The sequence below is a fragment of the Planctomycetota bacterium genome, from assembly GCA_039182125.1.
Lineage (GTDB): Bacteria > Planctomycetota > Phycisphaerae > Tepidisphaerales > Tepidisphaeraceae > JBCDCH01.
Genome location: JBCDCH010000045.1, coordinates 25,275 through 33,657, shown reverse-complemented (window position 1 = coordinate 33,657; position 8,383 = coordinate 25,275). Strand labels below are relative to the sequence as shown.

Sequence of the window (8,383 nt, the reverse complement as noted above, 5' to 3'; positions counted from 1 at the left end):
CGACGGACCGCCGGTGCGAGATCGGCCATCGGGTCGGCGTCGTCGGAGGACGCGGCGGCGGGGGCGTCGGCTTTCTCTTGCTTCACGGGGGCGGCTTCGGCCTTGCCATCGGGATCGATCGTCGCGATCACGTCGCCGACCTCGACGGTGTCACCTTCCTTGGCGATGTGCTTGAGTACTCCGGCGGCGGTGGCGGGCATGTCCGTGTTGGCCTTGTCGGTCTCCATCTCGCAGACCGGCTCGTCGACTTCGACGGCCGCACCGTCCGGCTTGAGCCATTTGAGAAGGGTTGCTTCCGCCACGCTTTCGCCCATCGAGGGCACTTCAAGATCGATCGCTGCCATGGAACGCGGATCATAGCGACGTGGATCCAGTCCGCGAGGGGCGCGGCCCACGTCCGTTCGGATGTTGTGGCATCTTGTGGCCGCTCAACCGATGTCGATGGGTCGGCCGATGCTCGTGGGATGAACAAACGCGTCCTCACCTTTGCCGCCGTCACCGTTCTTAGCATCAGCGGCTTGATCTTCGCCGAGGAGACGACGATCCGTCTGACCAACGGCGACATCGTCAGCGGCGAGGTGCTCAGCGAGACCGACACGGAGGTCCGGCTCATGCACCCGGTGTTCGGCGAGGTAACGGTGCCGATGTCCAACATCGACGCGATGGGCCCCGAGGTCGGTGCGCGGGTCGAGGCCAAGGACGCCACGCAACTGCAACGCGAGGACGAGCTCGAGGCGGCGGAGGAAGCCGAGGCGGCCGACGCTGTCACCGCCGCCGTGGACACCGAAGACCTGAGCGACGCCCAACTCGCCCACCGCAACCAAAAGCCCGGCTTCTTCGACGGTCCGTTCCTTAGGGGCTACGACAAGGAATTCTCTCTGGGCCTGACCGGTACCGACGGCAACACCGAGACGCTCGCTTTCGTCACCCAGTTCACCGCCAACAGCGAATCCGAGAAGTTTCGCACTGGTATCAAGGCCAACTACTTCCTTACCCAGGACGAGGGCGACCGGACGCGCAACGAAGGCCGTGGTCAGGTGGACCGTGACTGGCTGATGAAGGACTCCAAATGGTTCGCCTTCGGCAACGCGTTTTACCAGTACGACGAGTTCGAAGTGTGGGAGAGCCGGGTCGGCGCGTTCGGCGGGCCGGGCTACACGTTCTACGACAGCGCGAAGTTTCGTCTGCTCGGCCGGGTTGGGGCCGGCGTCCAGTACGAGTTCGGCGACGTCAACGAACTGACGCCCGAAGCCCTCATCGGCGTGGAAGGGCACTGGCAGGTGGCCGAGAATCAGAAGTTCACTTTTTCCAATACGCTGTTCCCGAGCCTCGAAGATTTCTTCGAAAACCGCAACGTGACCGAGCTGTCCTACACGATCGACCTCGACCGCGGTGACGGGATGCAGATCTCCTTCGGCGTGCTCAACGAATACGAGTCGAGCACCGAAGGCATGACCGAGAACAACGACCTGAAGTACTTCGCCGCGCTCGGCTTCGAGTTCTAGGCGTTCGGGTCAATGAACCGGGCGGTTGACCCGATACCATCGGGGCATGGACTTCGAGCCTGTCAGTGACGTGATCGCGGAGTCGCGGATGGAGGGTACGTCGCTGGTGATCGTGCCGGTGGGCGACATCACCGCGGCCAACGCGCCCGAAACCCGGCAGGAAGTGCTTGCCCTCGTCGCCGAGCACACGCCCAACCGTGTCGTGTTCAATCTGAATCGAGCGAGTTTCTGCGATTCGAGCGGGGTGGCAGTGCTGGTCGAAGCATTGAGCAAGCTGCCGCCGGCCTACCGCAAGCGCGGCGTGTGGGTCGCCGAGGCCGCCCAGCGGGTGCGTGGCATGATCGAGATCTGTCGGCTGACCAGCATCCTCAATCTTGCCGACAGCGAAGCCGAAGCACTCAACGCTTAGCGGTCAGGAAGTTCGCCAACACATCGCCGTAGCGTTCGGGTTCTTCGGCGAACCCGGCGACGTGCAGCGCGTCGAAATCGGCCCACGTCCCGCCGACCGCGTCCACCGCTGATCGCAGCTTCGCCGCATCGTCCGCCGGGGTGTACGGGTCACGCGTCGAGTGCATCACGAGCAGTGGCACCGTGATTTTCGGGATCGTGTTGAGCGGCGCGAGCTCGGAGAAGTCCGCGCCAGTCCGCCACTGGGCAACGTCCATGACCAGCGGAGCCGAGCCCGGCAGCGGGAAGCCGAAGTGGTCGCCGTGGTGGTACGCCGCGTCGGGGAAGCTCGTGTACGGGCTTTCGAGGACGACGTGGTCGACGTCGTTGTGCTCGGCCGCGTAGGCCGCAATGATGGCTGTCCCCATGCTCACTCCGAAGAGTGCGACTTCGCGGGATTGCTCCGGGCGTTGACTCCGCAACTCTCCGAGCACCGCGGCAAGGTCGTGGCGTTCTTCATGGCCATGCGTGCAGAGTGTGCCATCGGCGTCGCCGTGGGCACGTTGGTCGTAGGCGAGCACGTTCCACCCCAACGCGTGCCAAAGCGGTGCCCACGCGATCACGTCGACCTTTCCGCCGGCCCAGCCGTGGACGAGCACGGCGGTCTTGGTACTGCCTTCGTGAGGCATCCACCAGCCGGGCAGCTTCAAGCCGCGCACGACGAAGTCCATCGACTCCCAGTTGAGGCCGACGTCGTTGGGTGTGAGCCTGCCGAGTCGGCGTAGTGCCCGGGCGTCATCCATCCTTGGCGGTCGCAGCAGCAGTCGCAGGTTCGCCCACAGCAGCGTCAGCAACAGCACGGCGAGCGTCGCGGCCATGACCAGCCCGAGGGTCCAGAGCGTTGATAGTTCGGGGAGCCGGTCGGGCACGGGCCGGCATGGTAGCGCCGATTGCAGCGTTTCCCGGTCGTTGACCGATAAGAACTTCGTGAGCAAGCTTGTCTTCTTATTGGCGTTGATCGCACTGCTGGTGGGTTGTCAGACCCGGCAGATCGAATCCGGGGCAAACCAGTACGAGTACGACCCGGCCGTCACCGGCGGAGCAGTCACCCCCGCCGAGCCGATCGTGGTCGGTGGCCCAACCGATGTGAACGCCGACGTGCTGTTCGTCGAGACCGACGATCCGGCGTTGCTCGAGGCACCCGTCGCCTACGAACCGGTCACCTACCAGCCCGAGCCGCGAACCTACGTGGTGCGTAAGGGCGACACCTACTACGGCATTGCCGCCCGCGAACTCGGGAGTGGTCGGCGCTGGCAGGAAGTCGCCGCCCTGAACCCGCAGTACCCGAGCGACCGGCTGCCCATCGGTGTGAAGATCAAGCTGCCGTAAAGCTCACGGCGTGAGCCAGGTCGCGTGCCAGCCTTCACTCCACACGAGCCGACAACGCACATGACCGGCGTGGTGCAGGTGCAGATAGTCGATCGTGGTTGCAACGCCGCGGATCACCGCGAAGTTTGCACGGCCCGCTTCGGGATCATCCGACTGCGGGCGTTCGTCGTAAGGGGCTTCCGCCCGGGTGCCCGGCGCGTAGGGGCGTTCGTAGCACACCCGGCTGCCCCGGCCCGTCGCGGCCCACCGTTCCGCCGCAACCTCGTCGTCGGTGTGGACCCTCGCGTCGGTGGCGATGACCAGCTGTGTTTTGTGGCCGGCGTCGTAGAAATGCCAAGTCGCGTGGCCGGTGATGGCGATCTCCTCGACCTTGTTGCTGCGCTGGTCGCAGTGGCAGGCCAACACCCGCTGCTCGGCGTCGGCGATTCGTAACACCACCGTCCGCACGTTCGGCAGGCCGGCTTCGTCGACCGTCGCCAGGGCCGGCGTGTGAAACGCGTGTCGCCGGTCCGCACAACCTCGACCCAGCAATGCCCACGCCCGGCGTATGATCCCGTCGATATCCTTCGGACAGTCTTCCACGCCCAACAGCCTATGCGAATTCTCGGCATCGACCCCGGCACGCGTCTGACCGGCTACGGCGTCATCGACTTTCACCCGTCGACGCCCGCCCTGATCGACGCCGGGGTGATCCGTCTCAACGGCGACGCCGACATCCCGCACCGGCTCGTCGAACTCGAAGCCGAGCTTGACGAGATCCTCGCCGAGCATCGCCCCGACGTCTGCGCGGTCGAACAGCTCTACGCCCACTACAACCACCCGCGCACCAGCATCATCATGGGGCACGCCCGTGGTGTGATTCTGCTCTGCGCCGCCCGGGCAAACGTCCGTGTCCGCGAACTCTCTGCCAACCGGATCAAGCAATCGCTCACCGGTCATGGCCACGCGAGCAAGGAACAAATGCAGGCCGCGGTGCAACACCAGTGGGGCCTGCCGCAGCCGCCCGAGCCGGCCGATGTCGCCGACGCGCTGGCGGTGGCGCTCTGCTGCGGTCGCGATACGGCACGTTAGACCCGGCCCTACCGTGGCCCATGCTTTCGGCCATCACCGGCGAGATCCAGTCCGTGACCGACGACCGTGTGACGCTCGCCGTCGGGCCGATGACGCTGGACGTGCTGGTGCCAGCGGCCGACGTTCCGATGCTCGAAGCGGCTCGCGGCGCGGCGCGGACTTTTCACACCGTGCTGTACATGGAAGGCGAGTCGGCCGGCAGCAACCTCACGCCGCGACTGATCGGTTTCGCCCACGAGCCGGACAAACGGTTCTTCGAGAAGTTCGTCACGGTGAAAGGCATCGGGCCGCGCAAGGCACTCAAGGCGATGGTCATCTCCGCCGGCGAGATCGCCGCCGCGATCGAGGGCAAGGACGCGCGGGCACTGCAAAAACTCCCCGCGGTGGGCAAGCGTTTGGCCGAGACGATCGTCGCCGAGCTCAGTGGCAAACTCGCCGCGTTCGCCACCGCCGATGTTCCAAGCACGCCGAGCACGCCCAAACGCGGGGCGGTCGAGGAAGACGCGATCGCGGCACTCATGGCCTTGGGCGAGCGCCGCAGCGAGGCCGAGCGGTTGCTCGATGCGGTGCGTGATCAAGCGGACACGGTCGACGGGTTGGTGCGAGCGATGCTGGCCAAACGGTGAAGTTCGGGTGATCGGCATGGCCGCTTAAGTGATCATGCCGGAGCGCATGTCTTCGAGAATCCCCGCAAGCACTAAACTCGCACCTTGGGGCATGAACGCTTCCGTTCCGTCCAACACCGTTGCCGCGAATGCGTCGGCCTCGATTGCGTACAACGGCCGATCATCTGGCACGTCGACCCACTCCGGCCCGGTCTGCCGCGTAACGGGTCCGTCCTGTTTTGGTGGCGTGCCGCGGTGGATCGTGAAACCCGCCTCACCGATCGGCGGCTTCCACGGCACCGGCACTTCGATCCAACCTTCGTCGCCGCAAATGTGCAACGTGTTGTTGGCCTGCGTCGTAAGCGCACAACTGAACTCGGCGACCACCCCGTTGGAGAACTTCAGCACGCCGGTCGTTTGCTCGTCGACGCCACGTTCGTGCATTCGGCTGATCGCGTGCCAGCTTTCGGGTTCAGTGCCAGCCACCATCATCGCCGCGTTGATGCAGTAGCACCCGACGTCCATCAACGCGCCGCCTGCAAGATTGCTGTCGAAACGGACATTGCCGTCGATCTTCCTGGTGCGATAGCAGAAGCTGGCACGGACGAGTTTGACGTTGCCGATCGCGCCTTCGCGGAGGGCTCGTTGCAGTTGCAACGTCTGGGGATGAGCGCGGTACATGAACGCCTCGACGAGCACGCGATCCGCTGCTTCTGCTGCCGCGAACATCGCTTCCGCATCCGCCCGGCTCGTCGCGAGCGGCTTCTCGCAAAGCACATGTTTTCCCGCGGCGAGCGCCTTTTCGGTCCACTCCCTATGCAGCGTGTTGGGCGTCGAGACGTAGATCGTATCGACCTCGTCATCGGCGAGCAGGGCGTCGTAGTTGCCGTGGCGGTTCATTGGCCCGAACTGCTCGGCGAACCCGTCGGCGCTGGCCTGCGTCCTTGAGCCGACGGCGGTGATGCGGCAACGCTCCGATTTGCGGACGTCGGCCGCGAACTGCTTGGCGATGTTGCCGGTGCCGAGGATGCCGAATCGAAGTGTTGTCATGCCGCAAGCCTACCGAATCGGCCGGCGGTCAAAAGCGTGTTAGACTATCCGCCCATGTCCGACCCCACTCCCGAACTGCTGGCCCGTGGCGACGCCGTGCTGATGGACAACTACGCCCGCAACCGTGACGCGGTCATGGTCCGTGGACAGGGCGCGACGCTCACCGACGCGGCCGGCAAGACGTACATCGACCTCTTCGCCGGCTTCGGGGGCGCGGTGCTCGGGCATTGTCAGTCGGACCTCGTCGAAGCCGTCCAGCAGCAGGCCGCGACGCTCTGGCATGTCGGCAACTCGTTCCACACCCTCCCGCAGATCGAGCTCGGCGAGATGCTGGCGAAGCACGCCTTCGATGGGCGGGCGTTTTTCTGTCACGGCGGAGCCGACGCGAACGAGACCGCGGTGAAGGCGGCCCGCTTGTACGGCCATCGCGACGGGGGGAAACGCTGGAAGGTGATCGTGCTGAGCCGGGCTTTTCACGGGCGGACGTTGGCGATGATCGCGGCCAACAGTTCCGACGCGACCCGCGCCGGCTTCGAGCCGACCATCCCCGGCTTCGTTCGCCATGACCCCGACGACCTCGCCAGCCTCGAAAGCGTCATCGACGACGAAACGGCGGCGATCATGTTCGAGCCGACGCAGGGCGAGGGTGGCGTCTGGCCGATCTCGCCGGAGGACGCACGCCACGTTCGCGAGCTATGCGACAAGCACGGCATTCTGATGATCTGCGACGAAGTGTGGGTTTGCTTCCGCACGGGTTGGTGGTTCGGGCACCAGCGGTTCGATGGCGTGGAGCCGGACCTACTCACGCTCGGGAAGGCGATCGGCGGTGGTTTGCCGGTGGGCGTGTGCTGGGCGAAGCCGCACGTCGCGGAGCTGATGGTTCCCGGCAAGCATGGCTCAACGCTCGGCGGTAATCCGATCTGCGCCACCGCCGCTGCGACCGTGATGAAGGTCATCGAACGCGACGGGCTGGTCGATCGTGCCAGGACGCTCGGCGATCAGCTCAAGCAGCGCCTTGCGGAGTTTCCCGGCGTCACCGAAGTTCGCGGCCACGGCCTGTTTCTCGGCCTCGAACTCGAAAGCTCACCGGCCGACTTCGCCGTTCAGTGCGTTCGCGCCGGCGTCATCGCCAACCGCACGGGCACCGGCGTCATCCGGCTCGCACCGCCGATCAACATCGAGACCGATGAACTTGAGCAGGGGCTCGATCGTCTCAAGGGTGTGCTGGAAGGACTGCACCGATGAAGCGATTGTTCGATGCTCGTTACATGTTGTGCCTCGCGCTGTTTGCGGGCTGCGAGGCAGCGGAGACTGTCGTTGCGCCGCCGGTCGAGGCTCAGGTGGCACAGCCGTTGACCGCCCAGGTGCAGGCCCCGTACGTGCCTGCCGATCCGCAGCCGCAGCAGGTCACCGTTTTCGCCCTGACCGTGATCGACGTCACCGTGCCGGCCGGTCAGATCAGCCGCAACGAAGAGTTCTGGCTGCGTTTCGACGAGCAGATCGTCGATGTCGCCAGCAGCGATTTGCTCCAGAAAAACGGCATCCGCGTCGGCGTCGCACCGCTGGTCGAACTCGTCGAGCTTCAGGACATGATCCAGGATCCCGGCGCGCGACGCACCGACGTATTGCAGCTCGAGGACAAGTTCATCGAACTGCCGGTCAAGGACAACGTGATCCGCGAAGACCTGTTCTGGTTCGACGATCAGAATCGCGTCAACGGCCGGACCGTCGAGAACGCGAACTACCACATGATGGTCGGCTTTCGGCGAACGCCGCGGCGGACGGACCTGCTCACCGTGAGCATTTCGCCGGGCTATCGGGAGACCCGACAAAACCTGCGCTGGCGGCGAGGCGGCGATCGCGAAGTCATCGAGTGGCAGGCGAACGAACTGCTCTACGACCTGAACCTGCGCACCGACGTGGCGGTCGGGCAGTGCCTGGTCATCGCGCCCGGCCCCGACAGCGATCGCGTCGGAAGCATCGGTTCGGCGTTCCTCCGTGACATCGAAGGGCCCGAACGCGTCGAGCGCGTGATGGTGGTGGTCCCGCAGACGGTCAACATGAACATGGAACGCATCGGGGGTTGATGCGATGTCGCGTGACCGGGTGGTGATGTTCGGCGCGATCTTCCTGGGGGCGGCGGTCTTCGCATTGGTCCGTCACCTCGCGGGCGGGTGGAACGACGCGGTCATGCTCGTTGCGTTGATCATCGCCGTGGCGATACCGATCGTGGCCGCTTCGTGGATGTGGCGTCGGTTACGCGCGGACCTGTCGTGGAAGAACAAGCTTCTCGCCGGTTTCTGCCCGCACTGCGGTTACAACCGGCGCGGCACGGACAGTGCCGTGTGCCCGGAGTGTGGGAGATAAATCCGGCTG

The 8,383-nt window shown here is 65.2% G+C and carries 12 protein-coding genes; 8 read left to right on the top strand and 4 right to left on the bottom strand.

From position 1 onward, the window contains the following. Positions 1 to 344, bottom strand: a 344-nt coding sequence (locus AAGD32_12370; protein ID MEM8875037.1) for a biotin/lipoyl-containing protein, incomplete at its 3' end; no start/stop codon positions are given. Positions 345 to 464: 120 nt separating this feature from the next. Here AAGD32_12370 and AAGD32_12365 point away from each other — a divergent pair. Further along, a complete protein-coding gene (locus AAGD32_12365) occupies positions 465 to 1,505 on the top strand; it encodes a DUF481 domain-containing protein (GenBank protein ID MEM8875036.1) in 1,041 nt (346 codons plus the stop codon). A 46-nt stretch (positions 1,506 to 1,551) separates the two neighbouring features. Next, positions 1,552 to 1,914, top strand: coding sequence for an STAS domain-containing protein (locus AAGD32_12360; protein MEM8875035.1), 363 nt, complete (start codon positions 1,552 to 1,554; stop codon positions 1,912 to 1,914). Here the strand turns inward: AAGD32_12360 and AAGD32_12355 are convergent. Further along, the gene (locus AAGD32_12355) at positions 1,904 to 2,821 is read right to left on the bottom strand and encodes an alpha/beta fold hydrolase (protein MEM8875034.1); all 918 of its coding nucleotides are present in this window, start codon (positions 2,819 to 2,821) and stop codon (positions 1,904 to 1,906) included. The genes AAGD32_12360 and AAGD32_12355 overlap by 11 nt on opposite strands. A gap of 58 nt (positions 2,822 to 2,879) precedes the next feature. On the opposite strand from AAGD32_12355, the gene AAGD32_12350 reads away from it, so the two are divergent. Next, positions 2,880 to 3,281, top strand: coding sequence for a LysM domain-containing protein (locus tag AAGD32_12350; GenBank protein ID MEM8875033.1), 402 nt, complete (start codon positions 2,880 to 2,882; stop codon positions 3,279 to 3,281). Positions 3,282 to 3,284: 3 nt separating this feature from the next. Here AAGD32_12350 and AAGD32_12345 read toward each other — a convergent pair whose 3' ends face one another. Then, positions 3,285 to 3,863, bottom strand: a complete 579-nt coding sequence (locus AAGD32_12345; GenBank protein MEM8875032.1) for a pyridoxamine 5'-phosphate oxidase family protein — start codon at positions 3,861 to 3,863, stop codon at positions 3,285 to 3,287. Between the two features lie 12 nt (positions 3,864 to 3,875). Here AAGD32_12345 and ruvC point away from each other — a divergent pair, with 12 nt between their 5' ends. Both ruvC and ruvA read left to right on the top strand, forming a co-directional pair. Then, the gene (ruvC, locus tag AAGD32_12340; protein ID MEM8875031.1) at positions 3,876 to 4,352 is read left to right on the top strand and encodes a crossover junction endodeoxyribonuclease RuvC; all 477 of its coding nucleotides are present in this window, start codon (positions 3,876 to 3,878) and stop codon (positions 4,350 to 4,352) included. A gap of 20 nt (positions 4,353 to 4,372) precedes the next feature. Next, complete coding sequence (gene ruvA, locus AAGD32_12335) at positions 4,373 to 4,978, top strand: Holliday junction branch migration protein RuvA (protein ID MEM8875030.1); 606 nt, start codon at positions 4,373 to 4,375, stop codon at positions 4,976 to 4,978. A gap of 24 nt (positions 4,979 to 5,002) precedes the next feature. Here ruvA and AAGD32_12330 read toward each other — a convergent pair whose 3' ends face one another. Next, entirely contained in the window at positions 5,003 to 6,007 is a 1,005-nt protein-coding gene (locus AAGD32_12330; GenBank protein MEM8875029.1) for a Gfo/Idh/MocA family oxidoreductase, read from the bottom strand. A gap of 54 nt (positions 6,008 to 6,061) precedes the next feature. Between AAGD32_12330 and AAGD32_12325 the strand changes: the two genes are divergently transcribed. From AAGD32_12325 to AAGD32_12315, 3 genes are read left to right on the top strand one after another with little or no spacing between them, the layout of a single operon-like run. Then, positions 6,062 to 7,252: an aminotransferase class III-fold pyridoxal phosphate-dependent enzyme gene (locus tag AAGD32_12325; protein MEM8875028.1), complete on the top strand. Its 1,191-nt coding sequence runs from the start codon at positions 6,062 to 6,064 to the stop codon at positions 7,250 to 7,252. Continuing rightward, positions 7,249 to 8,094 (top strand): hypothetical protein, encoded by an 846-nt coding sequence (locus AAGD32_12320; protein MEM8875027.1) that lies wholly within the window; start codon positions 7,249 to 7,251, stop codon positions 8,092 to 8,094. The genes AAGD32_12325 and AAGD32_12320 overlap by 4 nt, the downstream gene beginning before the upstream one ends. A gap of 4 nt (positions 8,095 to 8,098) precedes the next feature. Beyond that, positions 8,099 to 8,374, top strand: a complete 276-nt coding sequence (locus AAGD32_12315; GenBank protein MEM8875026.1) for a hypothetical protein — start codon at positions 8,099 to 8,101, stop codon at positions 8,372 to 8,374. The last annotated feature ends 9 nt before the right edge of the window (positions 8,375 to 8,383 follow it).

Coding starts and splice junctions, on each gene's coding strand:
- AAGD32_12315 (MEM8875026.1), top strand. CDS start 8,099: ATGTCGCGTGACCGGGTGGTGATGTTCGGCGCGATCTTCCTGGGGGCG.
- AAGD32_12360 (MEM8875035.1), top strand. CDS start 1,552: ATGGACTTCGAGCCTGTCAGTGACGTGATCGCGGAGTCGCGGATGGAG.
- AAGD32_12325 (MEM8875028.1), top strand. CDS start 6,062: ATGTCCGACCCCACTCCCGAACTGCTGGCCCGTGGCGACGCCGTGCTG.
- AAGD32_12365 (MEM8875036.1), top strand. CDS start 465: ATGAACAAACGCGTCCTCACCTTTGCCGCCGTCACCGTTCTTAGCATC.
- AAGD32_12330 (MEM8875029.1), bottom strand. CDS start 6,007: ATGACAACACTTCGATTCGGCATCCTCGGCACCGGCAACATCGCCAAG.
- ruvA (MEM8875030.1), top strand. CDS start 4,373: ATGCTTTCGGCCATCACCGGCGAGATCCAGTCCGTGACCGACGACCGT.
- ruvC (MEM8875031.1), top strand. CDS start 3,876: ATGCGAATTCTCGGCATCGACCCCGGCACGCGTCTGACCGGCTACGGC.
- AAGD32_12320 (MEM8875027.1), top strand. CDS start 7,249: ATGAAGCGATTGTTCGATGCTCGTTACATGTTGTGCCTCGCGCTGTTT.